Below are 24,351 nucleotides of genomic sequence, written 5' to 3' on the forward strand. Positions count from 1 at the left end.
ATGATGGAGGAATGGCCAGACCTGTCCGATATGGTGCGCCCGGCGCTGCCGCATGGTCTTGCACCGCCGGAGCTTGTCGAGGGTTTCAAGGGGGCGATGCGGCGCTTTGCCAGCGGCGTCACCGTCATTACCTCGGGCAAAGGGCATGGCCGTCGCGGGCTGACGGCAACCGCGATCAGCAGCGTCACCATGGAGCCGCCGACCATTCTCGTCTGCGTCAACCGCAGCGGCGAGGCACATGCGACGATCGAGGCAAGCGGCGCCTTCTGCGTCAATATCCTGTCGAGCGAGGAAGATGCGGCGGCACTTTGTTTTGCCGGCCAGCACGGGCTGTCAGGGGCGGATAAATTCGTGCCCTTTTCCTGGAGCAATCTCGCTACAGGTGCGCCGGCACTCGATGGCGCGCTTGCCAATGTTGACTGCCGGGTCTGCGAGGCGCTGAGGGCAGCGTCGCACACCGTCTATTTCGGCCGGGTCGAAGCCGTCAGGCTTTCGGAAGGCCGGCCTCTCGTCCATTTCGATCGTCAATTTCACAGGCTCTGACGGGCCGCGTTTTTTGGAGAAGACCCATGGCTATCAGTGATCCGGATATGGTTGTCGCCTGGAAACAGGTGCTGGAAATGTGCAAGGTCAAGGCCGGCGAACAGCTGACCATTCTCACCAGCGACGATTCCAACCCGCAGATCATCGCCACCTGCCGGATCGCTGCCGTGCAGATCGGCGCAGTCGTCACACTGTTGAACCTGCCGCCGATGAATGGTGAAAAGGCGCTCAGCCGTGACAAGTCCGGTTATGTCGGCAAGACGGCGCTTGCCTTCAACAGTGCAGCGCTCGCCTGCCTGAAGGCGAGCGACATGGTGATCGACACGATGCAGCTGCTGTTTTCGCCCGAACAGGAGATCATCCTCAAGGGGGGCACCCGCATGCTGCTCGCCGTCGAACCGCCGGAAGTCATGCTGCGCATGATGCCGACGATGGAGGGCAAGGCGCGGGTGCTTGCAGCCGAAAAACTGCTCGAAAAAGCCAGGGTGATGACCGTCACCTCTAAGGCCGGCACCGATTTCCGCTGCTCGCTCGGCCAGTATCCGGTTCTGACGCAATATGGACTGGCCGACGAGAAGGGCCGCTGGGACCATTGGCCGAGCTGCTTTGTCGCCCGCTGGCCGGACGAGGGGACCTGCGAGGGCACGATCGTCATCGACGAAGGCGACATCGTTCTGCCCTTCAAGATGTATGCCCGTGACCGTGTGACCTTCACGATCGAAAAGGGTTACGTCACCCGTATCGACGGCGGCTTCATGGCGGATTACATGAAGGAATTCATGGACAGTTTTGACGCGCCTGAAGCCTATGCCATGGCCCATGTCGGCTGGGGACTGGAACCGCGCGCCTCATGGACGCAGCTCGGTCTCTACGACCGCGAATCGGGCCTGAGCATGGATTCGCGTACATTTGCCGGCAATTTCCTGTTCTCGACCGGGCCGAATACCGAGGCCGGCGGCAGCCGCGATGTGCCCTGCCATCTCGACATTCCGCTGCGCAAATGCTCGCTGTCGCTCGATGGCGAGGCGATGACCGTCGAGGGCAAGGTTGTACAACCGCCTATGTGAGGTGGATAAGGTCGGGGAGGGGCGTCGGCGCCCCTTCTTCGCCAAAGAGCAGATGTCTGGCGGCCAAGCCATAGGGGGCCGATCACGGGGAAGTGGCGTGGCTCAGGAGAAATACCACCGCACGAAGCGATCCTTGACGCGGTCGACATGCACATCCATCGCCTCGCGTGCCTTGACCGGGTCACCGGCGGCGATCGCTTCCAATACGGCGATATGTTCCAGAGCCTGCTGTTCGAAATTCTTTTCCATTCTGACGACATGGCACATGCGAGCGCGCTGACGGATGTTCTGCACATATTGCGTCAGGATCGGACGACCGCTGGCGGTGGCGACGAATTCGTGGAACTCGTCATCATATTTCCAGAATGGCTCCAGATCCATTTCGGGATTTGCCGCCACTTCACGGCTTTTCTTCAATATCGCATCGACGCTTTGTGGCGCATGGCGTTGCGCCGCCTGGGCTGCGGCTTCGCCTTCCAGCAGCTTGCGGATGATCAGGATGTCCATCAATTCCTCGATCGCCACCTGCTTGATGACGATCGTGCCGTTGGACAGCCGCTCGACCAATCCTTCGCCGACAAGACGGTTGATTGCCGCACGCATCGGGGTTCTTGAAGCCTTGAGCTGATCGGCAAGCGCCCGCTCGGTAAACACTTCGCCCGGCTGCAGTTCCTGCGCCAGGATCAGGCTGCGGACGTATTGATAGGCCTGTTCGGTCAGGCTGACGCCCTTGCCTCTCGACGCCTTGGCGATCTCTACGGCCTTGTTCATCACCAGTCTCCCATCCGCCCGCAAGGCAGGCCGTGTCCGCAATTTCAATCTCGTTACTTCAGGCTGCAGCCGAACGCCAGCACTTCTACCGTAGTGATGCAGACCCCGAAACATTTTATGCTGCACTGCAATGTCACTCTTTACAGCCAGCCTGCAGCCGGATAAATATCCCACAAGTATCCATCTGGGATACCAAAATTTCAGATGCCAGTAAAGCGCATACGCAGACGGAGTTTCTTGTGAATTTGGATGCCCATGCCCTGACAGTCGAAGCCTTCTCGAATTTCGGGGAAGTCATTGCCCATCAGGGAACAGAACGCCGTCACCGGTTTTCGCTGGCAGGCGCTGAGGGGCTGGATCGGTCTTTCTGGGTAACCAGGATCGCCGAGGCGATTTCGTTCCCCTTCGTCATCGATCAGCTGGAGCGGCATCCGCATTCCGATCAGGCGTTTTTCCCGCTTTCGGGCCAGCGCATGCTGATCGTCGTTTGCCCGTCTCTTGCCGATGGCAGCCCGGATGTCGCGGCGGCCGTGGCCTTCGTGTCCGAGCCCGGCCAAGGCGTCGTCTATCACCGCAATGTCTGGCATGCCGGCATGTCGGTACTCGATCTTCCCTCGGAATTCGTGGTGACGATGGCGATGGATCATGCCGCATCCGACACCGATATATTCCTGCCGCTGGAGCGTCCGCTCCACGTCGATTTCAAGGGGGCCTTCTAAGTGCTTTCAAAACATCTGCAGCGTGATTTTATCGGCTACGGCGGCATGGCGCCGGATCCGAAATGGCCGGACGGCGCAAGGCTCGCGCTGAACTTCGTCCTCAATGTTGAGGAGGGCTCCGAGCCCTCGATCGAGGATGGCGATCCTGTAACGGAATCGGCTCTCACCGAAGGCGCTTCGGGCAATTTTCCCGGTCGCGATCTGGCCGCGGAATCGATGTTCGAATATGGCAGCCGGGTCGGTTACTGGCGGCTCGTGCGGCTGTTCGAAGAACGGGCCATGCCGGCCACCATCATGGCCTGCGCACTGGCTCTGGAGCGCAATGCCGAAATCGCTGCGCATGTCCGCGATAGCAAGCTGTTCGACATCTGCGCCCACGGATGGCGGTGGGAACATCATCGCGCCCTGAGCCGTGACGAAGAGCGTGCCCGTATTTCGCGCACCATCGCTTCGATCAAAGAAACGGCCGGGCGTGGGCCGGATGGCTGGTATTGCCGTTATGGGCCAAGCATGAACACCCGCGAGCTTTTGAGCGAAGAGGGCAGTTTTCTTTACGACAGCGACGCTTATAACGACGAACTTCCCTATTGGCTGGACGTTCAGGGCAAAAACCACCTCGTGGTCCCCTACAGCCTGACCAATAACGACGCCAAGTTCATGCGCGGAGCAATCGATAGCGGCGAGGCATTTTTCCGCATGCTGCGCGAAAGCTTCGACATGCTGATGGCGGAAGGCGCCACGGCGCCGAAAATGATGTCCGTCGGCCTGCATCTGCGGATCGCCGGTCACCCGGGCCGGGCGCTCGGGCTTCAGCGATTTCTCGATCACGTCGCCAGCCACGGAGATCAGGTCTGGGTCACCACCCGGTCCGGGATCGCCCGTCACTGGCATGACAACCATCCACCTCAAGCATAGTTCGACAAAAAAGGGGAACTAAAATGAAGAAAATGCTTCTTTCCACGATCGCCGGCGCCATGGCGCTTGCCATGGCCTCTGCCGCCAGCGCAGAAGATGGTGCACCTCTGGTCGTCGGCTCCGATTTCGGCGTCGCTCCGTGGATGGTCCGTGGTGCAAGCGGTCCCGAAGGTTTCGGCGTCGATCTGATCAACGCCATCGGCAAACAGATCGGCCGCCCGAAGGTCGAGATCACGGATGTCAACTTCTCCGGTCTTTTCGCAGCCCTCTTTGCCAGCCGTATCGACATCACCGTCAACCCGCTCAACATCACCAAGGATCGCAGCGAGAAGATGCTGTTCGCCGAGCCGATCTTTGCCACCGGCAACGGCTTCATCGTCGCCAAGGGCAACAAGATTGCCGGCTTCGAAGACCTGAAGGGCAAGGCCGTCGCTGTCAATCGCGGCACGCTGTCCGACACCTGGGCGACCGCCAATGCTGAGAAATACGGCTTCGAAGTCCAGCGCTACGACACGTTCCCGGATTCCGTCCAGGCAGTTCTGACGCGTCGTGCCTTCACCGCACTCAACGAGATCCCGACGACGGTTTATGCTGCCAGCAAGAACCCAATGATCGAAGTCGCCTTCAAGGATTTTGACGGGCGCAAGTTCGGCTACGCGTTCCGCAACGACGACGTCAAGCTGCGCAACCAGGTCGAAGACGCGATCGAATGCCTGAAGAAGGAAGGTGTTCTGGCCGCTCTCTACGAGAAATGGTATAACGAGAAGCCGGCTGCCGACAGCCCGCTCACCACCATCTATCCAGGCTACGGCGCTCCGGGTTTCACCGGCTACGATGCCACGCCGCATGAGCTGTCCTGCAAGTAAGGACTGACCATCGGGACCGCTGACGTCATGTCGGCGGTCTCTTGCCGGAGCGCGTGATGCAGAAAATCCTCGAAAACTATCTTAACTGGGACATTATCCGCGAAGCATTTCCCGAAGTGCTGGCCGGATTCTGGGTCACCGTACAGGCATCGCTGGCCGTCATCGCGATCGGCCTCATCGCCGGGCTCGCGCTGGCGATCCTGCGCTGCCTGCGCAATCGGGTGATCGACGGGGTGATCACCACCTATATCGAGATCTTCAGGACGCTGCCGCAGCTTGTCGTGCTGATCTTCGTATATTTCGGCCTGCCCTATCTCGGCGTGACCCTGTCGCCGTTTTTCGCCACGGTGTTCGGCCTTGCCGCCGTGCTTTCGGCGTTTTCCGCCGAAATCTTCTGGGCGTCGATCATTGCCGTGCCGAAGGGCCAGTGGGAGGCGGCAACGGCGCTTGCCTTCAAGCCCTGGCGCACACTCACCTTCATCATCCTGCCGCAGGCGGTGCGCCTGGCATTGCCGCTGGTAACCAACCGCTCGATCGCCATCACCAAGGGGACGGCACTCGGCGTGGCGGTGTCGCTGCAGGAAACACTCGGCAGCGCCCAGAGCATCATGTCGATCAAGGCCAATCCGTCGCCGCTGACGCTGGCTGCCGGTTTCTACCTTCTGTTCTTCATTCCGCTGGTGGCGTTCAGCCGCTACGTGGAACGTCGCTTCTCGCATTAGGGAGACATGGGACATGGAACTCCTTCTGCTCAACTTCGCCAATATCGATAGCCTCAAGCTCGTCTATCCGCTGCTGATCCAGGGCCTGCAGCTGACGCTGCTCCTGGCCGTCGTCGCCCTGCCGCTATCGCTTCTGTCGGGCCTGACGGTTGCCGTGCTCTACAGTTTTGCCGGCACCGGCATCCGCAAGCTGATGGTTGTGATCATCGATCTGCTGCGCGCCTTTCCGGTGCTCGTCCTTCTGGTGCTGATCTATTACAGCCTGCCGTTCTTCGGCCTGACGCTCGGCAGCTTCACCGCCGTCGTGGTGGCGCTGGTGATCAACAATACCGGCTATTTCAGCGAGATTTTCCGGGCGGGCCTTGAATCCATTCCGAAGGGACAGCACGAGGCGGCCGCCGCACTCGGTTTTCGTCGGTTCCGTGCGATGATCTACCTCATCCTGCCGCAGGCTATCCGCAAGGTCGTCGCGCCGCTTGCCAGCAATTCGCTTGAACTGGTCAAGACAACTTCGATCGCCTCTCTCGTGGCGCTGCCCGAACTTTTGCGTTCGGCCCGTGTTGCCCAGGAACAGACCTATAATCCGACGCCGCTGACGGCTGCTGCCGTCATCTTCTTCCTCATGCTCTGGCCGTTTTCGCACTGGGTTTCCAGGCTCGAGCGCAAGGCGATTGTCGGAAGGGGCTGATCGATGCGGGTTCTGATCACCGGCGGCACCGGCTTTGTCGGGCTTGCCACGGCGGAAGCGCTGCTGGCAGCCGGTCACGAGGTGACGCTGTTTGCCACGGCCGGCCTGCCGGACGCATTTCGCGATGCCGAAGCACTGCGCGACGCCACGGTTTTTCTCGGCGACATATGCAGCGAGGCCGATCTTTCCGCTGTGGTCGGGATGGCGCAGCCGCATGCCGTGCTGCATCTCGCCGCCATGACACCCGATGCCGAGGCCGAACGGGAGATGGCTGCCCGCATCGTCGGCGTCAATGTCGGCGGCACGGCGACCTTGCTCAAGGTTCTGCGCAATGCGGGCGATCTGAAACGGGTGGTAACCACCAGCAGCGTTGCGGTTTATGGCCATGTCGCGCTTGAGGACGGGCCGATCACCGAGGAGCGTATTCCTGCGCCTGCAAGCCTTTACGGAATAACCAAGGTCGCGGCCGAGAACACGGCGCTGCGCCTCGCATCTCTTTACGGCATGGATCTGCGGATCGCGCGTCTTGGACCACTGTTCGGCCCCTGGGAATATCATACCGGTGTTCGGCCGCTCCTGAGCCCGCATGCCCAGGTGCTGCAGCAATGGCGTGAGGGCCGTGTATCGCGGCTTGCGCGTCCTCTGTTGGGCGACTGGCTTTACAGTCGCGATGCCGCAACCGGGCTCCGGCTTCTTCTTGAAGGCGAAACCCTGCACCATCCGATCTACAATATCGGCGCCGGTGCAAACGGCAGCGTTTTCGACTGGGCGGAGAGGCTTTCCGCTGTGATCGGCGGGCACGGCGCGGAGTTGGCGGAGGCGAGCGAGCCTGCCAATGTCACCGTTTCGATGGCGCAGGACCGTGCAAGCCTTTCCATCGGGCGTCTGTCGCAGGATACCGGCTACGGGCCCCTTTACCATGGCGACCGTGCCGTGACCGACCACGCCGAATGGCTTTCGAAATTTGCCCCCCTTGAAAAGAGGATCAGCGCATGAATACCGTTAACCTCGGCCGCACCGTGATCGAGATGCGCACCGTGACCAAATCCTATTCCACGTTCAAGGCGCTCGATGGCATCGATCTCGATGTCGCGCGCGGCGAGCGGATCGTCATTTGCGGCCCTTCCGGTTCCGGCAAATCGACGCTCATTCGCTGCATCAACGGGCTGGAAAAGTTCGACGGCGGCTCGATTACCGTCGATGGCATCGCCATCGGCGACAGCGCCCGCAATCTCGACAAGGTGCGCCAGGAAGTCGGTATGGTGTTCCAGCACTTCAACCTGTTTCCGCATCTGACCGTGTTGCAGAACCTGATGATCGCGCCGATGAAAAATCGCGGCAAGACGCGGGCGGAGGCCGAGGCGCTGGCCCGCCACTATCTCGAACGGGTTCAGATCGCCGACCATGCCCACAAGATGCCGTCGCAGATTTCCGGCGGCCAGCAGCAGCGTGTGGCGATTGCCCGTGCGTTGTGCATGGAGCCGCAGATCATGCTGTTCGACGAGCCGACCTCCGCGCTCGATCCAGAAATGATCAAGGAAGTGCTCGACGTCATGGTGGAACTGGCCCGCGAAGGCATGACCATGGTCTGCGTCACCCACGAAATGGGCTTTGCCCGGTCGGTGGCAAGCCAGGTGATCTTCATGGACAAGGGCAAGATCGTCGAACGCAACACGCCGGAAGAGTTCTTCTCCAATCCGCAGCATGAGCGTACCCGCACGTTCCTGCAGCAGGTCATCAGGCACTAGGCAAGGCAAAAGACAATGAGATTAGCTGGCAGGACCGCCATCATCACGGGGGCATCGTCGGGCATCGGGCGGGCCATCTCGCTGCTGTTTGCGCAGGAAGGCGCGATCGTCGTCGCGGCAGACGTGACCGCGGATGTCGTCGAGGGCGGCACTCCCGTCATCGACGAATTGAAAAAGGTCAGCGACAAGGCCGTCTTTGCCAGGGCCGACATATCCAGTGCGGCGGAAGTTCAGTCGCTTTTCGACGATGTGGCCGGCCGTTACGGTCGCATCGATATTCTGGTCAACAATGCCGTCGTGCGCGGCGGTGCCTCGCTTGTCGATACGGATGAGGCGGAATGGGACCGGGTGACCGATGTCAATCTGAAGGGCGCTTATCTGTGCCTGCGGGCTGCCGTCCGGCAGATGCTGACCCAGGAGATCGTCAACGAGGCCCGTGGTCGGATCGTCAACATCACCTCGCAGCATGGCATGATCGCAGCGCCGGGCGATTTCGCCTACGGCGTCAGCAAGGCCGGCATGGTCTATATGACCAAGCAGGTTGCCGCCGACTACGGTCCCGAAAGCATCATCTGCAATGCGGTCGCGCCGGGCAAGATCCTGACGGGCAAGGGCGGCCGGGCGATCGATCCCGAAATGCTGGACTATTCCCGCAGCCGCACGCCCTTGCCCCGTCTCGGCAAGCCGATGGATGTCGCCCGTGCGGCGCTGTTCCTGGCAAGCGACGAGGCCAGTTATCTGACCGGACACAACCTGATGGTCGATGGCGGCTGGATGGCGCGCTGAGCCATCCCCGCCTGCCAGGCGAATAACTTCGCTGTTTGCCCACTTGCATCATCGATCCGTACGGTATCCTAGCCGTGGCGGCTTTTGCCCACGGTCGTCGCGGCGCAGAACGCCCTCCATCCGCCGTAATGGCTGATGTCGGCGGCGCCGTCCTCCACCGCCACCTGCTCGCAAAGGAAACCCTTGGCCGAGCTGCCGTCGGCAAGCGAAATCGTGCCTATGCCTAGCGGCGCGGGGATGGCAGCGACGAAACTGCCGAAGGCGGCAGGCGTCAACCGCCAGATCTCGACGTCGATCTGGTTACCCTTGCCGCGCGCCGTCTTCACCATACCGGGTTTCGGAGGCACGGTTCCGGCTAGGGCATAAAGGCGGTAATCCGCAGAGGTGCTGCCGCTGCGAAAAAATTCTCCACCCAGCTCGACCAATTGGTGGTTGAGCGGCATGCCCGACAGATGCGCGCCGACCACGACGATATCGATCAGGCCGTCGGCGGTCTCTCCCCGCGGGACGACAGCAGGCGCCGGTTGCGGCCAGCCGGTCGCCCCAATCGTCAGCCCGCTTGCCGCATGAATATCGCGGGCGAGCGTTGCCGTCAGCCCGTCCTTGCCGGCTGCGGAGAGCAAAGTCACGCTTGCCGGCAGACCATCCAACCGTGTGCCGGTCGGAACGGCGATGCCGCACATGTCGAGCAGGTTGACGAAATTGGTATAGGTGCCGAGGCGCGAGTTCTCGCGGATGGGTTCGGCCTGAAGTTCGGCGACCGTATAATGCCGCGGTGCAGTGGGTACGCAGAAGATGTCGATCGAGGCGATGACCGGTGCCAACCGCTTCTTCAACGCCTGCAGCGCATAAAGACCGTTGAAGGCGTCGCTTGCCGAAAGCGTCTTCGCCCCGTCATAGATCCGGCGGGTTACCGGGTGGAACCGGTCCTCATGCGCGTCGAAGAAATCCTTCACCGCGGCATAGCGTTCCGCCACCCAGGCGCCTTCATAGAGCAGGTCGGCGACCTTGTAGAAGTCGGCGAAGGGAATCTCGATCAGCCGGTGTCCGAAGCCGGCAAGCACGGATAGCGCCTCGCCATAGGCTGCCTCCATCGCCGCGTCGCCGAAAAACCGGAGGTCTTCCTTGGCCGGCACGCCGATCGTCAGCATCGCCGGCGCTGAGCCATATCCAACTGCGGGAACGGTTTTCGAATAGGCGTCGCTTGCATCCGGTCGGGCCGCCACCGAGAAGACGTTCCAGGCATCATCGACCGTCAGCGCGAAGATCGAGACGCAATCGAGGGTGCGGCAGGCCGGAACGACGCCGGTGGTGGACAGGGCGCCGACAGTCGGTTTCAGCCCGACAATGTTATTGAGGCCGGCCGGAATGCGGCCGGAACCCGCAGTGTCGGTGCCGAGCGCAAACGACACGATGCCCAGCGCCGTGGCAACGGCCGAGCCGGAGGACGAGCCGCCGGGCACAAGCGTCGGGTCGATGGCGTTTCTTGGGATCGGATAGGGGGAACGCACGCCGACCAGACCGGTGGCGAACTGGTCGAGATTGGTTTTGCCGATGACGAGCGCGCCCGCCTGTCTCAACAGCCGCACGACCGTCGCGTCCCTGTCAGGCAGATAGGCATAATCCGGGCAGGCGGCGGTGGTCGGCATGCCGGCGACATCGATATTGTCTTTCACCGCGAAGGGAATGCCGAACAGTGGTCTTTCAGGGTCGAAGGCGCCGAGTCCCTCGGCTTCGGCAAGTACGTGATCTTTTTCGGCTAAGTGTATGAATATGCCCGGATCATCGACTTCAGCGATGCGAGCGAACACCCGTTCGACGATCTCCGCGACACTACCGCCGCGGCGATAGAAGTTCAAAAGCGAGGCGATGTCGAAGGCCGGTGGCACCGTCGGCTTGATCCCGGTCATGCTTTATCCTCTTCCAGTATCGTCACCGGACGGTCCCACTGGATCAGCACCACGCAGCCGGTATCGCTCCAGACCGAATGCTCGGTTCCGGCGGCATTGACCACATAGCTTCCGCGGCCGTAATCGCCCGCCTCGTCGGACTGCACGCCGTCGAGAACGAGGATGGTTTCAAGACCCTCGTGCCGGTGGCGCGGCACCGATGCGCCTGCCAGATATTTCAACAGGGCGACGCCCGGCTGGTCGCCGTCGAAATGCCTGATCCAGTGGATCGTCACCTCTTTCCGGAATGGTTCGAACTCCAGATCCTTCCAGCCTCCCGAGGTCAGCATTTCGCGTGTCGTCTCAGGCATGGGCCAGTCCCTCCAGGATGTCGTCAACATGCGCGGTCCAGCCGACGATCGCGCCTTGGGCTCGGATCATGGCGATGGCGGCGGCCTTGAACTCGGGAAAATAACTTTCGGTCGCCTCCTCTGCGAGCAGGCATTCGTAACCCCGGTCATTGGCCTCGCGCATCGTTGTCTGCACGCAGACCTCGGTCGTAACGCCGGCAAACACCAGCTGGCTGATGCGCTTTTCTTGCAGGATCGCGCCGAGTTCGGTGGCATAGAAGGCGCCCTTACCGGGCTTTTCGATCACCACTTCGCCGTCGATAGGCGCGAGCTCAGGCAGGATGGCGGTGCCGGGTTCTCCGGCAATCAGCACGCGCCCCATCGGCCCCGCGTCCCCGATCCGCAGCGAAGGATTGCCGCGGTCGCGCTTGGCCGACGGCAGGTCGGAAAGGTCGGGCCTGTGGCATTCCATCGTATGGATGACCGGCAGCCCCGCGGCACGGAACCCTTCGATCAGGCGTTTCACATCCGGCACGATCCTCTGGATGCGTGAGACATCATTGCCGAGGCTTGCGCCGAAACCGCCTGGTTCGGCGAAATCGCGCTGCATGTCGATGACGATCAGCGCCAGCTTTTCGGGCTTTGCCGGAAAGGCGAAGGGCTCTGCCTTTATCTCGACGATACCCCCCGCCATCAGTGATGCCCTGCCATATGGGCGCCGATCACGCTGATATCGGCGCCGCGCGCCGGCGTTTCATAGACCAGCTTGCCTTCCGATATGACCATGATCCGGTCCGACATTTCGAGAAGCTCGTCGAGATCTTCCGACAGAAGCAATACTGCCGCGCCGGCATTGCGTGCCTTCATGATGCGGGCACGGATTTCGGCAACCGCGGAAAAGTCGAGCCCGAAACACGGATTGGAGACGATCAGAAGATCGACGGCGCCGGTGAGTTCGCGGGCCAGCACGGCGCGCTGCACATTGCCGCCGGACAAAGCCGCGATGGGGGAGGCAGAGGAAGCGGTCTTGACCTTGAAATCCGAGATCAGCGCATGCGCCCGCTTCTTCATCCGGCCCTTGGAGAGCCAGATTGCATCCCTTCCATCGATATCAAGATCGAAGGTACGGAAGGCGAGGTTTTCGCTCACCGTCATCTTCGGCGCACAGGCATTCTGCAGCGGCTCTTCCGGGATGAAGCGGACGTTATTTCTACGCGTCTCGGGTCGCGTCGCGCCATAGGCGTAGCCCTGGACGAGCACCTGGCCCGTATCCGTCGGGCGCTGGCCGGCAAGGATCTCTGTCAGCTCCTTCTGTCCATTTCCGGAAATCCCGGCTATGCCGACGATCTCGCCCGAACGGACGGTCAGTTCATCGATCTCGATCGTCTTCAGCCCGGATCTGTCCGGAGCCCTGACCTGCTCGACCTTGAGAACCGGCCTGGCGGTTCCGGATACCGGCAGGCGGCTGTCGAGTTCGGCAAGCTTGACGTCGCCGATCATCATCGCCGCCATGTCGGCGGTGGAAAGCTCGCTCACCTTGCCGGTGCCGACCAGCTTGCCGCGCCGCAGGATCGACACCCCATCGGTGAACTTGGTCACCTCATGGAATTTGTGGGAGATCATCAGCACGGTCAGTTCGCCACGTTCGGTCATGCCGCGCACGAGGCCGAGCATTTCGTCGGCTTCGGCCGGTGTGAGCACCGAGGTCGGCTCGTCGAGCACGATGAAGGAGCGGCCGAGATAGAGCTGTTTGACGATTTCGAGTTTCTGCTTTTCACCGGCAGCGAGTTCGCGTACCTGTCGGTCGAGTGGGATCCGGAACGGCATGCGCTCCATGAAGGCGGCAAGCGCCTTGCGTTCCCTCGCCCAGTTGATCACCGCCGGCACTTCGGCGCGGCTGATGACGAGGTTTTCGGCCCCTGTCAGCGACGGCACGAGGGTGAAATGCTGGTAGACCATGCCAAGCCCATAGGCCGCCGCATCCTTCGGCGAAGCGACCGCGACCTCCCGGCCATCAACGGACAACGAGCCTGATGTGGCGTGGTAAAAGCCCATGATACATTTAACCAGCGTCGATTTGCCGGCGCCGTTTTCACCGAGAAGCGCGTGGAACGAGCCGGCCGGCACGCTGATCGAGACGTTGTCGAGGGCGGTAAAGGCGCCAAAGCGCATCGTCATGCCGATGGTTTCGATACCGACGGCCTTGCCTGATTGTGGAAGGGGCGTGTCGCGGACGATCTGGAGGGAGGACGGGCTCATGGCAGTTGGCTCACGAAGGTCGCGGAATTGGAGACGGCACCGAACACACCGCCCTGCATCTTCACCATCTTGATCGCCGCCAGATGGTTGCCGTAGTCGGTGGCACCGCAGCAATCCTCCAGCAGCAGGCATTCGTAACCGCGGTCGTTTGCCTCGCGCATCGTCGTCGAAACGCAGACATCGGTGGTGATGCCGGTGAGGATGATATTCTCGATGCGTTTCTGGGTGATGATCAGTTCAAGATCGGTGGCGCAGAAGGAGCCCTTGCCGGGTTTGTCGATGATCGTCTCGCCCGCTATCGGATAAAGTTCGGGGATGATGTCCCAGCCCGGCTCGCCGCGCGTCAGGATGCGGCCGCAGGGGCCGGCATCACCGATGCCGGCGCCGATGCGCTGCGAACGCCAGCGCTTGTTGGCCGGCAGGTCCGCAAGATCCGGCCGGTGGCCCTCGCGGGTATGGATGATGTGGTAACCCTTGGCACGCATGGCGGAAAGCACCGCCTTGATCGGTTCTATCGGCGCCTGAACCAGAGACAGGTCGTACCCCATGTGATCGACATAACCGCCTTTGCCGCAGAAATCGGTCTGCATATCGATGATGATCAGCGCGGTATTGTCGGGTCGAAGCTTGCCGTTATAGGGCCACGGATAGGGATCGGCATCGATGAAGGTAAGTGTCTCGCCGGAAAACGGCGCAGGGGCCAAAGGGCTTGAAAGGCTGTTCATCAAAACTCTCCTCTCTTATTTGGTCAGGGACAATTCGCCCGGCGCGCCGGCAAGCGCGCGGTTGGGCGACGAGGTGGCAATCAGGATGATGAGGGTCAGCACGTAAGGTGCGGCGTAGAAGAGATAATATCCCTGGCTCACGCCGACCGATTGCAATGCCGGACCGAGCGCACCGGCACCGCCGAACAGAAGGGCTGCAAGAAAGCAGCCGATCGGGTTCCAACGGGCGAAGATGACCAGTGCCACCGCCATCAGGCCCTGGCCAGACGATATGCCCTCGTTCCATGAGCCCGGATAATAAAGCGACAGATAGGCTCCGCCGACCGCCGCGAAGGAACCGCCGATGGCGGTGGCGATGAGGCGAACCCGATCCGGACTGATACCCATGGCGCGCGCTGCATCCGTACTGTCGCCGACGACGCGCAGGATGAGGCCAGGTCTGGTATTCCTGAACGCCCAGAACAGGAACAGCGCCAGCGCCATGCCGATGAAAAACAGCGCATTGATGTTGAGCGCTGCCTGAACCTGCGAGATGGCCGACCATGATCCAAGCGGGATCGACGGCAGTTTCGGTGCGGCGGGCTGGATGAAGGGTTTTCCGAGGAAGAAGGCGAGACCGAGGCCGAACTGCATCATGGCGATGCCGATCGCGATGTCGTTGACCTTGGGAAACTTGCAGATCCAGCCGTGGATGAGGCCGAAGACGGCGCCGGCCGCCATGGCTGCCAGGACGCCGAGCCAGGGCGAGCCGGTTTTCACCGCAACCGCATAGGCGGTCATGGCGCCGAAGACCAGCGTCCCTTCGAGCCCGAGATTGATGCGCCCGGAGCGCTCGGTGATCGATTCCCCTAGCGAGACAAAGATGAAGGGGGTGGAAACGCGGATCGCGCCGGCAAAGATCGCCAGAGGCACGCCCCAGAGGCCGATACCTGTCTCTTCCATCATGCGCTCCTTTTCCAAAGATCGGGGTTGAACAGCTTGAATCGACCGTAAAAGGTCTCGCAAAGCAGGATGATGATGAACAGCGTGCCCTGCAGCACCAGCACGGTCGCATCCGGCAGGCCCATGCGCCGCTGGATCAGCCCGCCCGATGCTTCCAGTCCGCCGAGCAGGAAGGCGATCGGGATGATTGCCAGCGGATTGTGGCGGGCCAGAAACGCCACGAGAATGCCGGTATAACCGTAACCGGCCGCGAGCGAGGCATTGGCACTGCCCTGGACTGCTGCGACTTCCAGCATGCCGGCAAGCCCGGCGAAACTGCCAGCAATGGCGGTAAACCCGACGATCAGCCTGCCGACCGGCAGGCCCTGTATCTGTGCTGCCCGGACATTGCCGCCGGCGATGCGGGCGGCAAAGCCGAAACTCGTCGCCTCGATCAGCACCCAGGAGCCGATACAGGCGATGATGCCGACGGCGAGGCCCCAATGCACGTCCATGCCGGGCATGTCGCCGATTATGTAATTGGCGGGCAGGGGTTTGGTGGAGGGTTTGTTGAGACTTGCCGGATCGCGCAACAGTCCCTCGACCAGCTGGTTCATCAGCGCAATCGCGATATAGGCGAGAAGCAGCGAGGAGATCGTTTCGTTGACGCCGCGATAGTGGCGGAGAGAACCGGCAAGCCCGATCCAGATGCCGCCGACGATCATCGCCGAGATCGCCATCAGCGGCAGGAGCACCAAAGGCGTGACAAGCCCCGCCAACGGAACGGCCGTGGCCGCGGCTGCCACACCGCCAAGCACCAGCGCGCCTTCGCCGCCGATGATGACGAGGCCGAGTCTTGCCGGCAGCGCCACGCAGAGCGCCGTCAAAAGCAATGGCGATGCACGTGAAAGACTGTTCTGGATCGAAAACCAGCTGCCGAAACCGCCGGCATACATGATCTGGAAAAGTGCGAGCGGCGATTTGCCGATCACCAGGATGAAGACGGAAAAGAGCGCCATGCCGATGAGGATCGCCACGAGCCCGATCGCGACGGGTTCCACCCGTCGCGCCAGCCATTCGAGGGCAGGGCGGAAGGAGTGCCTTGCGCCTGCTGCCATGGATAATACGGGATCGTTTGCTTCAATCGTCATGACGCTTCTCCCTTCACGCCAGGGTCAGGATGTGGAACCGACGACACCTTCGACCAGATAGACCATGCTTTCGAGATCGACCGCATCCTCGCCATAGGCCTTGCCCGCGACGATCACGACATTGCCCTTGTTGTCCTTCAGCGGTCCCTTGAAGACGGAGAGCTTGCCCGCCATCGCCTCGGCCAGCGTCGCGTCGAACTTCTTGCGCGCCTCGGCGGATACGCCGGGGCCGAGCGGGCTCATCTTGACGAAACCGTCCTTCAGCCCGCCACGGACAAAGTTGCCGAGCTTTTCGCCGGCCTGCGCCTTCTTGATGAAGTCCGTATAGACATTGCCCCAGGCCCATTCGGCGCCGGTGAGGTATTTTTCCGGCGCAAGCGGGCTCTGGTTGGCGTGGTAACCGCAGACGAAGGCGCCGCGGCCAGCGGCTGTTTCCACCACGACCTTCGGACTGTCGACATGGCAGGTGATGACGTCGGCGCCCTGGTCGATCAGCGCATTGGTGGCCTCCGCTTCCTTGACCGCCAGCGACCATTCGCCGGTGAAGATCACCTGGCAGGTGATCGCCGGATCGACGGAACGGGCGCCGATGAGGAACGCATTGATGTTCTGCAGCACCTGCGGAATGGGTTTCGCCGCGACAAAGCCGATCTTCTTGCTTTTCGACGCATAACCGGCGGTTATGCCGTTCAGATACTGGCCCTGATGGATATAGCCGAAATAGGAGCCGGTATTGGCCGGGTTCTTGCCCTCTTGCCACAGGCCGCCGCAATGACGGAACTGCACGTCGGGATATTTCGCCGCCATGGCCAGCATATGCGGGTCGAAATAACCGAAGGAGGTCGGGAAGATCAGGGCGGCGCCATCGAGATTGATCATCGATTCCATCGTCTTCTGAACATCGACGGTCTCGGGCACGTTTTCCTCTTCGACAAGCGTGATGCCGGGCATCGCCTTGATCACGGCGGCACCCTCTGCATGCGCCTGGTTATAACCGTAGTCGTCCTTGGGTCCGACATAGATGAAGCCGACCGTCAGCGCCGTCTGCGCCCGCGCACGGGTCGCCATCAGGCCGGGAGCCGCGCCGGCAAGAAGGCCGGCGGCGGAGACGTTTAGAAAATTTCGGCGGTTCATGGAAAGCAATTTGGTCATCGTCATGCTCCCTTGCGGCGCTAGGCCGATTGCAACAGGGCCATCAGTCATTGGCCCGATCGGTGATTACACAGTAAAGTGCATGCAATGCGTGTGCCAGAATTTAAGTAATTGATATATAATCCTATTGCTCGTGCTTCAGTATGCCGATGACAAAAGTGTATGCAGATTGATTAAGCTTTTGATTATTTTTAAATCAATGCGGATATTTTGATCTGAAGGTGGCTGATGTTCCCTGGAGGAGCAGGATTAGTTAAAAGAATCCCTAGATTTTTCATATGCTTGATGGCAGTGTTGACTTATCGATGTGAGGGCGCCATCTGTATGCAGAGAAATTCCGGCCGTTAGGATTGTTGTGGCGCAGGCGAGGCGAAAGAAGGTTATCCGCACAGGGACGACTGTCGAGCAGATGGTGCGCTCCATCGCCGATATGATCGTCACCGGGGTCATGCTTCCGGGCGAGAAGCTGGAGGAGATCGCACTCGCTGCCCGGTTTGAAGTGTCACGGACGCCGGTGCGCGAAGCATTGCGGGAGCTGGGTGCTATGGGGCTGGTGGAGCGGGAGCCTAACCGCAGCGCCGTCGTCATGAACGTCACCGAGGCGCATCTTCATTCGATGTTTGAGGCGATGGCGGAGCTTGAAGGCGTCTGCGCCCGTTTGTCGGCCGAACGGATGACGGCGGAAGAGCGGCGCTTACTCGACATGGAACACCGCGCCTCGATGCGGCTCGTGCATTCCGGCGCACCGGAGGATTATTCTGCCTATAACACCGAATTCCACAACCGGCTTTACCGCGGGGCACATAACAACCACCTGCTGGAACTGGCGATGCAGACGCGGGCGCGGCTCGCGCCGTTCCGCCGGGCGCAGTTCCGGCTATCGGGCCGGCTCACCAAATCCTACGAGGAACACGACCGGATCGTCACGGCGATCCTGCGTGCAGATCCTGCAGCCGCTGGCCATGCCGCCTATGTGCATGTCTCGATCGTCAGCGATGCGAGCGCCGTTTTCGCGGCGCCGCCGAAAGCCGGCGCGAGCCCGGCGAGAACGTTGCGGAACTGATGGGAAGCCGGAACGCAGCTCAGCGCGCCGGCAGCATGCCGATGGCGCTGTTCAGCAGGCGCCTCGATGCATCGGCGGTCTTGAAGCCGGCATGGGCGGTCAGCGTCGCATTGGGAAGATCAAACCAGCAGGCATCCGGCGGCAGCGGTTCCTCGTCGAACACATCGAGGCCCGCATGGGCAATCCGCTTGTCCTTTAGCGCGGTATAGAGCGCCGCACTGTCGACGACACCAGCGCGGGCGGTGTTGATTACTATCGCGGATGGCTTCATCCGGCCGATCCTGGCTGCATCGATCATGCCGCGTGTCGCGTCGTTGAGCGCCAAATGCAGCGAGATCACGTCGCATTGCGAAAGCAGATCATCGAGCGGCAAGGCGTGGCCGCTCCAGCGCTCGGGCAGCGGGCTGCGGTTCCAGATCGACACGGTCATGCCGAGTGCCTCGCCGATCTCGGCAAATGTCTGTCCGATACCGCCGAAACCGACAATGCCGAGCCGGCGGCCGGCAAGTTCCATCCCTTCCAGCGGCTCCCAATGGCCGACCCGCAGATCCCGGTCCATGGCCGAGACCTTGCGCGCGGCGGAGAACATCAATGCAGTCGCGTGTTCCGCGACCGAGCGGTCGCCATAACCGGAAATCGTCCGCACCCGGATGCCCTGCGCCTCGGCCGCCGCGACATCGATATAGCTGGTGGCACCGCTGCCGAGGAAGATGATCTCGCGAAGCTTCGGAAGACGGGCAATGATTACTGCATCCATCATCGTATGGCCATTGAGAATGATCTCGGCCTCTGCCGCCAGTGCCACGAGTTCGTCGGCATTCGGATCGCCGACATTGACCGACATGGTCTGCGCATAGTCTGGAAAGACGTCCTGCAGCAGGCCGAGCATGAAGAGCGAGCAATCGATATAGACGGTATTGATCATCACATGCGCGCTCCGACCGCGCGGGCAAGCGCACCCTGAGAGGCAAGCAGCGTGCGGGTATAATCATGGGAAGGCGAGGCGAAGATCTCTTCCGTCGGGCCGATTTCGAGCAGCTTGCCATGCAGCAGCACCGCAATCCGGTCGCACATGAAGCGGGCCGCATCGAGATCGTGGGTGATGAACACCATCGACATGCCGGTTTCAGCCTGGATGTCCTTGAACAGATTGAGCACGCCCGCACGCACCGAAACGTCGAGCTTGGAGACGGCCTCGTCGGCAACGATCATGCTCGGTTCAAGCGCGATCGCCCGCGCCACGGCAACGCGCTGCAACTGTCCACCGGAAAGCTGATGGGCATAACGTTCGGCATGGGCGGCGGTTAGGCCGACACGTTCCAGCAGCGCGATCGAACGTGCCTCGATCTGCGCCCGCGGGCAATCCACCATGACCAGCGCCTCGGCGAGCGACGCGCCCATCGTCTTGCGCGGATTGAACGAACCGCCGGGATCCTGGAACACCATCTGCAATTCGCGCCGCATGCCGCGCAATGCCCGTTCGGGCAGGTGGGTTATGTCGCGGCCACGATAGACGATCTTGCCGGCTGAAGGCGTATAGAGCCGCAGCAATGCGCGGCCGAGCGTCGTCTTGCCGGAGCCGGATTCACCGACCAGCCCGAGGATTTCGCCAGGGCGGATGTCCAAATTGATGTCGTCCAGGGCCTTGAAGGACGCGCGTGTGCGCGAGCCGGGGAATGTCACCGCCAGATCCCTGACCCGGAACAGCGGTTCGCTGCTGTCGGTCATGGCTCCTGTCTTGGCGGCCTTCGGTGCAGCGGCGGATGGCTTTTCGCCGACATTGGAAAGCTCCAGCGCCGTATCGATCAGCTTCTTCGTATAGGCATGCTGCGGGTTGGTGAAGATCGTCTTCGCCTCGCCGGTCTCGACGATCTCGCCGGCATTCATCACCGCGATCCGGTCGCAGAGCGATGCGGCGACGGCCATGTCGTGGGTGACGAATATCATTGCCGCGTTCAGCCGGTTGCGCATGTCGAGGAAGAGTTCGAGGATCTGCGCCTCGACCACCTTGTCGAGATTGGTGGTCGGCTCGTCGGCGACGATCAGCGCCGGCCTCAGCGCAATCACCAGTGCGATCAGCGCCCGCTGCAGCATGCCGCCGGAAAGCTGGTGCGGGTAAAGGTCGATCACCTCGGTCGCGCGCTTGACGCCGACTTCTCCGAGAAGCGTGATGCCGCGCTCGCGGCCGTTATTAGCAACACCCGCCTGTTTCAAGATCTGCCCGAAATGCCAGCCGATCGTCTTGGCCGGATTGAACGAACCGACCGGGTCCTGGAAGATCATCGCCAGCTGCACACCGCGCAGGCCCGAAAACTGGTCCTCCGACATCGCCGGCAGGTCCAACCCATCGAAACGCATCTCGTCGGCTGTCACTTTGGCGCTGTCTGGCAAAAGACGAAGCAGCGACATGCCGGTCATCGTCTTGCCCGAACCGGATTCGCCGATGACGCCGAGGATCTCGCCCTTGTTGACGACCATGTCGATGCCGTGAAGCACTTCGTTTTCGCCGCCGCGGGAGCGGAAGGCGACGCGCAGGTTGCGGATCTGGACGGTTGGATGTGTCGTCATCGCTTACGCCCTTTCCTTGAGGCGGGGATCGGTCATGTCGCGGATGCCGTCGCCGAGCAGGTTGACGCCGAGGAGGGCAATCGAAATTGCCATGCCGCTCATCGTCAGCACCCAGGGGGCACGGCTGAAATATTCGCGCCCATCGGCCATGATGCCGCCGAGAGACGGTGTGGGCGGCTGCACGCCGAGGCCGATGAAGCTCAATCCCGCTTCGAGAATGATGGCGAAGGCAAGTGCCACGCTTGCCTGAACCATGATCGGTGCCGAGATATTCGGCAGGATCTGGGTCAGCATGATCGCGCTCGGGCGTCGCCCCATCAGCCGCGAAGCTTGAACATAGGGCTCTTCACGGATCAGCATCGTCGTATTGCGCGAGATGCGGGCAAAGATCGGCAGGTAAACGAGGGCGATGGCGAGGATGATGTTGGCCGTCGAGAAGCCGAATACGACCATCAGCAGCATGGCGAGGATGAAGCTCGGGAAGGCGAAGAGAAGATCCGAGATCCGCATCACGATATTGTCCACCCAGCCGCCGAAATAGCCGGATGCCATGCCCATGGCGCAGCCGAACACTGTGGCGATCAGGATCGAACCGACGCTGATGCCGATCGAAACCTGCCCGCCGGCCAGAACCCGCGACAGCACGTCCCGGCCAAAGCTGTCGGTGCCGAAGGGATGGGCGAAGGAGGGGGGTGCGAGGATCGCCATGAAATCCATGTCTTCGGGTCCAAAGGCCTGAAGGTGAGGGCCGAGGAAGACTGCAATCAGGACGAAGACGGTCATCAACAGGCCGACGGCGCCCGTGCGGTGACGCAGAAGGCTTTTGATCGGGGCGGTCAGGGCGCGCAGCATCAGCGGGTCCTTTTCGGATCGAGAAGCATGCAGATGAAGTCGGTCAGCATGTTGACGGCCAGCACGATCGACAGGAACACGACGGTGCAGGTCTGCAGGACCGGGAAATCGCGGGAAAAGGCGCCATCGACCATGAAGGAGCCGACGCCGGGAATGCCGAAGATCCTCTCCACCACCACGACGCCGCCGAGAATGTAGCGGATCTGCAGGCCGACCACCGTCAGATAGGGTACAAGCGCATTGCGCAGCACGAAATGGATGAAGATGAACCATTCGTTGAGGCCGTAGGAGCGGGCGGCCGTCACATAGGAACGGTTCATCGTTTCGATCAGCACGGCGCGCAGGGTTCGCGAGAAAACGGCGGCCATGGGGGCGGCGATCGCAAGTGCGGGCAGGAAGCCTGAATAGAGAGCGCCTGCAACGCTGTCGGCGGGCGAGACATAACCATAGGTCGGGAAGATGCCAAGGCTGAGGCCCAGCCCGAAGATCAGCACATAGCTCAGCCAGAAATCCGGCATGGAAATGCCGAAGACGGCAATCGACGTTGCAACGGTGTCGATGGCGCGGCCGCGGTTGAGTGCTGCAAGGCTGCCGAGGATCAGCGAGATGACCACCGCGAGCGTCAGCGCATAAAGCCCGATGAACAGGGTGGCCGGCAATTTGGTGGCGAGAAGAGAGGCGACCGTGCGACCGGAGGCAACCGCAAGCGAGGTGCCGAAATCGCCATGCAGCATGCCGGTGAGCCAGCTCAGATATTGCACCCAGACCGGATGGTCGAGCCCGTAATGGGCGCGGAATGCAGCAACGGCGTCAGGGGTTGCCTGTTCGCCGAGGGCGGCCAGCGCCGGATCACCCGGCGCCGCCTTCATGGTGAAGAAGATGACGATCGTGCCGGCGAGCAGGACGGCCAGCGCGCCGAGAAGTTTTACGGCAAACCCTGCCGCAATGCTTCCCAGGCCCTTGCGGGCTGCGCGACGCGCGGCGGTCTGGCCAAGTGGTTCACTCACCGGCGCCATCAGATCAGCCGACCTTCATGTTGGCGAACTGGTCGCCGAAGTTGGAATAGGGCTTCTGGGCGAAGCCATCGACACCGGTGCGCATCAGGTTATGGATATTGGAGCAGAAGCATGGGATCACAGGCACGTCCTGCATGACCATCGCCTCGGCTTCCTTGTAGATCTTGACGCGGGTCGCGGGATCGAGCTCGGCGCGGGCGGCTTCCAGCTTGGCGTCGACGCCCGGATTGGAATATTTACCGAAATTGCGCCAGCCGGTCGAGTGGAAAAGGTCGCCCATATATTCGTCCGGATCGACCATGCCGAGCCAGCCCCAGACGCCGGCCTGGAAGTCGCCGGACTTCTGGCGGGCGTAAGCCGCATTGGCATCCGTCACCTCGACGGTGAACTTGGTGCCCAGCACCTGATTGACCTGGGCAACGAAGATTTCGGCAAAACGCTTCCACCAGCTGCCGCCCCATGTGACGATGGCAACGGCGTGTTCGTCGGCCTTGTATTTCGACTTGGCGAGTTCAGCCTTGGCAGCCGTCGCATCGAACTTGGCGAAGTCACGGGCGCCCGGCGTGTAATAGTCGCCGAGAAGCGGCGGGAAGGCACCGGTCAGCGGCACGCCTTCGCCGAAGATCACAGCGGCAACCATCGCCTCGCGCTGGAAGGCCATCGACACGGCCCGGCGGAAATGCACGTCGTCGAAGGGCGGCTTCATCAGGTTGATCGAGATGAAGCGGGTGTTAAGGCCCGGCTGACGCAGCACCTTGACGGCCGGATTCTTCATCAGCTGCGGCACGTCCGCGGCAGGTGCGGTCGACGTCAGGTCGATCTGGTTGCCGAGAAGGGCGGTCACGCCCGAGGCTTCCTCGGTGATCAGCGGAATGTCGACCGTCTTGATCGCCGGTGCGCCACCGAAATAATCCTCATGGGCAACGAGCTTGAGGCCCGAGCCAGCGCTCCATTCGGAAAGCTTGTAGGGGCCCGTGCCGACCGGTGCCTTGCCGAAACCGTCCACGCCTGCTTTCTCGACGGCCTTGCGCGAGACGATCTGGGTGCCGGTACGGGCATTGGTGAGGAAGGTCAGGAGCGGCGCGAAGGGTTTGCTCGTGTGGATGCGCACCGTTAGGTCATCGATGACCTCGACCTTTTCGATCGCTGCGACCTTGCCCTGGTTCGGCGAGGCGAAGGACTTGTCGAGCACGCGTTCGATCGAGAACTTGACGTCGTCGGCCGTCAGCGCCGATCCGTCATGGAACTTGACGCCGGAGCGCAGCTTGAACTCAAGCGCGCCATCGTCGAGCGTCTTATAGGATTCGGCGAGGTCCGGAACGATCTTCATGTTCTCGTCGAACTTCAGCAGGCCGTTGTAAAGTGACCAAATCACATAGAATTCCGGGATCAACGTTGCCTTGCCCGGATCGAGCGTGTTGATCGCGTTATAGCCGGTAATGGCGGCGCGCAGGTTGGTGGCGGCGGCAAAAGCTGGCGTCAGCGGGATGCCGAACCCGGTGACTGTGGCCATGGCTGTCGCGCCTTTGAGCAGTGTGCGTCGACCGATCTTCATCTCAGACATCATTCCTTCACTCCTG

General features: G+C 61.6%; 25 protein-coding genes. 11 read left to right on the forward strand and 14 right to left on the reverse strand.

Going from position 1 to position 24,351, the window contains the following annotated elements:
• Positions 1 to 543: a flavin reductase family protein gene (locus tag AC2GXZ_RS17855; RefSeq protein ID WP_483760533.1), complete on the forward strand. Its 543-nt coding sequence runs from the start codon at positions 1 to 3 to the stop codon at positions 541 to 543.
• Between the two features lie 26 nt (positions 544 to 569).
• Positions 570 to 1,610 carry a 2,5-dihydroxypyridine 5,6-dioxygenase NicX family protein gene (locus AC2GXZ_RS17860; RefSeq protein ID WP_483760534.1) on the forward strand — a complete coding sequence of 347 codons (1,041 nt, stop codon included), beginning with the start codon at positions 570 to 572 and terminating at the stop codon, positions 1,608 to 1,610.
• A 102-nt stretch (positions 1,611 to 1,712) separates the two neighbouring features.
• Here AC2GXZ_RS17860 and AC2GXZ_RS17865 read toward each other — a convergent pair whose 3' ends face one another.
• The gene (locus tag AC2GXZ_RS17865; protein ID WP_483760535.1) at positions 1,713 to 2,381 is read right to left on the reverse strand and encodes a GntR family transcriptional regulator; all 669 of its coding nucleotides are present in this window, start codon (positions 2,379 to 2,381) and stop codon (positions 1,713 to 1,715) included.
• A gap of 239 nt (positions 2,382 to 2,620) precedes the next feature.
• Between AC2GXZ_RS17865 and AC2GXZ_RS17870 the strand changes: the two genes are divergently transcribed.
• Genes AC2GXZ_RS17870 through AC2GXZ_RS17905 form a run of 8 tightly spaced genes read left to right on the forward strand, consistent with a single transcriptional unit; the run spans position 2,621 to position 8,825 of the window.
• On the forward strand, positions 2,621 to 3,100 hold the full coding sequence (locus AC2GXZ_RS17870) for an ureidoglycolate lyase (RefSeq protein WP_483760536.1): 480 nt from the start codon (positions 2,621 to 2,623) through the stop codon (positions 3,098 to 3,100).
• Positions 3,101 to 4,015: a polysaccharide deacetylase family protein gene (locus AC2GXZ_RS17875; protein ID WP_483760537.1), complete on the forward strand. Its 915-nt coding sequence runs from the start codon at positions 3,101 to 3,103 to the stop codon at positions 4,013 to 4,015.
• Between the two features lie 23 nt (positions 4,016 to 4,038).
• Positions 4,039 to 4,881 carry a substrate-binding periplasmic protein gene (locus AC2GXZ_RS17880; protein WP_483760538.1) on the forward strand — a complete coding sequence of 281 codons (843 nt, stop codon included), beginning with the start codon at positions 4,039 to 4,041 and terminating at the stop codon, positions 4,879 to 4,881.
• Between the two features lie 56 nt (positions 4,882 to 4,937).
• Positions 4,938 to 5,603, forward strand: a complete 666-nt coding sequence (locus AC2GXZ_RS17885; protein ID WP_483760539.1) for an amino acid ABC transporter permease — start codon at positions 4,938 to 4,940, stop codon at positions 5,601 to 5,603.
• A gap of 13 nt (positions 5,604 to 5,616) precedes the next feature.
• Positions 5,617 to 6,291 carry an amino acid ABC transporter permease gene (locus AC2GXZ_RS17890; RefSeq protein WP_483760540.1) on the forward strand — a complete coding sequence of 225 codons (675 nt, stop codon included), beginning with the start codon at positions 5,617 to 5,619 and terminating at the stop codon, positions 6,289 to 6,291.
• Positions 6,292 to 6,294: 3 nt separating this feature from the next.
• Entirely contained in the window at positions 6,295 to 7,287 is a 993-nt protein-coding gene (locus tag AC2GXZ_RS17895) for an NAD-dependent epimerase/dehydratase family protein (protein WP_483760541.1), read from the forward strand.
• Positions 7,284 to 8,039: an amino acid ABC transporter ATP-binding protein gene (locus AC2GXZ_RS17900; RefSeq protein WP_483760542.1), complete on the forward strand. Its 756-nt coding sequence runs from the start codon at positions 7,284 to 7,286 to the stop codon at positions 8,037 to 8,039. The genes AC2GXZ_RS17895 and AC2GXZ_RS17900 overlap by 4 nt, the downstream gene beginning before the upstream one ends.
• A gap of 15 nt (positions 8,040 to 8,054) precedes the next feature.
• Positions 8,055 to 8,825 carry an SDR family NAD(P)-dependent oxidoreductase gene (locus AC2GXZ_RS17905; RefSeq protein ID WP_483760543.1) on the forward strand — a complete coding sequence of 257 codons (771 nt, stop codon included), beginning with the start codon at positions 8,055 to 8,057 and terminating at the stop codon, positions 8,823 to 8,825.
• 68 nt (positions 8,826 to 8,893) lie between these two features.
• On the opposite strand, the gene atzF is transcribed toward AC2GXZ_RS17905, so the two are convergent.
• The 8 genes from atzF to AC2GXZ_RS17945 are packed head-to-tail and all read right to left on the reverse strand — an operon-like array spanning position 8,894 to position 17,272.
• Positions 8,894 to 10,735, reverse strand: a complete 1,842-nt coding sequence (atzF, locus tag AC2GXZ_RS17910; RefSeq protein ID WP_483760544.1) for an allophanate hydrolase — start codon at positions 10,733 to 10,735, stop codon at positions 8,894 to 8,896.
• The gene (locus AC2GXZ_RS17915; RefSeq protein WP_483760545.1) at positions 10,732 to 11,085 is read right to left on the reverse strand and encodes a cupin domain-containing protein; all 354 of its coding nucleotides are present in this window, start codon (positions 11,083 to 11,085) and stop codon (positions 10,732 to 10,734) included. Before AC2GXZ_RS17915 ends, atzF begins: the two co-directional genes overlap by 4 nt.
• Complete coding sequence (locus AC2GXZ_RS17920; RefSeq protein WP_483760858.1) at positions 11,078 to 11,746, reverse strand: cysteine hydrolase family protein; 669 nt, start codon at positions 11,744 to 11,746, stop codon at positions 11,078 to 11,080. The genes AC2GXZ_RS17915 and AC2GXZ_RS17920 overlap by 8 nt, the downstream gene beginning before the upstream one ends.
• An 11-nt stretch (positions 11,747 to 11,757) precedes the next feature.
• Positions 11,758 to 13,323, reverse strand: a complete 1,566-nt coding sequence (locus tag AC2GXZ_RS17925; RefSeq protein WP_483760546.1) for an ABC transporter ATP-binding protein — start codon at positions 13,321 to 13,323, stop codon at positions 11,758 to 11,760.
• Positions 13,320 to 14,048 (reverse strand): biuret amidohydrolase, encoded by a 729-nt coding sequence (gene biuH / locus AC2GXZ_RS17930; RefSeq protein ID WP_483760547.1) that lies wholly within the window; start codon positions 14,046 to 14,048, stop codon positions 13,320 to 13,322. Before biuH ends, AC2GXZ_RS17925 begins: the two co-directional genes overlap by 4 nt.
• 15 nt (positions 14,049 to 14,063) lie before the next feature.
• On the reverse strand, positions 14,064 to 14,990 hold the full coding sequence (locus tag AC2GXZ_RS17935; RefSeq protein ID WP_483760859.1) for an ABC transporter permease: 927 nt from the start codon (positions 14,988 to 14,990) through the stop codon (positions 14,064 to 14,066).
• Positions 14,990 to 16,120 carry an ABC transporter permease gene (locus tag AC2GXZ_RS17940; RefSeq protein ID WP_483760548.1) on the reverse strand — a complete coding sequence of 377 codons (1,131 nt, stop codon included), beginning with the start codon at positions 16,118 to 16,120 and terminating at the stop codon, positions 14,990 to 14,992. Before AC2GXZ_RS17940 ends, AC2GXZ_RS17935 begins: the two co-directional genes overlap by 1 nt.
• 24 nt (positions 16,121 to 16,144) lie before the next feature.
• The gene (locus tag AC2GXZ_RS17945) at positions 16,145 to 17,272 is read right to left on the reverse strand and encodes a BMP family ABC transporter substrate-binding protein (RefSeq protein WP_483760549.1); all 1,128 of its coding nucleotides are present in this window, start codon (positions 17,270 to 17,272) and stop codon (positions 16,145 to 16,147) included.
• 355 nt (positions 17,273 to 17,627) lie between these two features.
• On the opposite strand from AC2GXZ_RS17945, the gene AC2GXZ_RS17950 reads away from it, so the two are divergent.
• Positions 17,628 to 18,335, forward strand: a complete 708-nt coding sequence (locus AC2GXZ_RS17950) for a GntR family transcriptional regulator (RefSeq protein ID WP_483760550.1) — start codon at positions 17,628 to 17,630, stop codon at positions 18,333 to 18,335.
• A gap of 19 nt (positions 18,336 to 18,354) precedes the next feature.
• Here the strand turns inward: AC2GXZ_RS17950 and AC2GXZ_RS17955 are convergent, their stop codons facing one another.
• The 5 genes from AC2GXZ_RS17955 to AC2GXZ_RS17975 are packed head-to-tail and all read right to left on the reverse strand — an operon-like array spanning position 18,355 to position 24,338.
• Positions 18,355 to 19,260, reverse strand: coding sequence for a 2-hydroxyacid dehydrogenase (locus AC2GXZ_RS17955; RefSeq protein WP_483760860.1), 906 nt, complete (start codon positions 19,258 to 19,260; stop codon positions 18,355 to 18,357).
• A complete protein-coding gene (locus tag AC2GXZ_RS17960) occupies positions 19,260 to 20,903 on the reverse strand; it encodes a dipeptide ABC transporter ATP-binding protein (protein ID WP_483760551.1) in 1,644 nt (547 codons plus the stop codon). Before AC2GXZ_RS17960 ends, AC2GXZ_RS17955 begins: the two co-directional genes overlap by 1 nt.
• 3 nt (positions 20,904 to 20,906) lie before the next feature.
• Entirely contained in the window at positions 20,907 to 21,755 is an 849-nt protein-coding gene (locus AC2GXZ_RS17965; RefSeq protein ID WP_483760552.1) for an ABC transporter permease, read from the reverse strand.
• Positions 21,755 to 22,762: an ABC transporter permease gene (locus tag AC2GXZ_RS17970; protein WP_483760553.1), complete on the reverse strand. Its 1,008-nt coding sequence runs from the start codon at positions 22,760 to 22,762 to the stop codon at positions 21,755 to 21,757. Before AC2GXZ_RS17970 ends, AC2GXZ_RS17965 begins: the two co-directional genes overlap by 1 nt.
• 13 nt (positions 22,763 to 22,775) lie before the next feature.
• Positions 22,776 to 24,338: an ABC transporter substrate-binding protein gene (locus AC2GXZ_RS17975; RefSeq protein ID WP_483760554.1), complete on the reverse strand. Its 1,563-nt coding sequence runs from the start codon at positions 24,336 to 24,338 to the stop codon at positions 22,776 to 22,778.
• Positions 24,339 to 24,351 lie beyond the last annotated feature (13 nt).

Source organism: Aliirhizobium sp. YIM B11859 (assembly GCF_057163345.1).